General features: G+C 71.4%; 1 protein-coding gene. It reads right to left on the reverse strand.

Translation table 11 applies throughout. From position 1 onward, the window contains the following. Positions 1-210: hypothetical protein (locus C665_RS21025; RefSeq protein ID WP_004331327.1), on the reverse strand; the 210-nt coding region annotated here is incomplete at both ends.

The following is a 210-nucleotide window of genomic DNA, read 5'->3' on the forward strand; positions in this document are numbered from 1 at the left end:
CCATGCCGCCCTTGCCGCCGCGCATTGCCTGCGGAATCGCCCGGTCGCGACTCGCGTCGCTCCCACGAAAACCATCGCGCTGGTCGTGCGCCGGCGCCAGATCGCCCACGGCGTTTCCCGTGGGAGCGACGCAAGTCGCGATATCGACCATGCCGCCCTTGCCGCCGCGCATTGCCTGCGGAATCGCCCGGTCGCGACTCGCGTCGCTCC

Source organism: Thauera aminoaromatica S2, from assembly GCF_000310185.1.
In the GTDB taxonomy this organism is placed as follows: domain Bacteria; phylum Pseudomonadota; class Gammaproteobacteria; order Burkholderiales; family Rhodocyclaceae; genus Thauera; species Thauera aminoaromatica.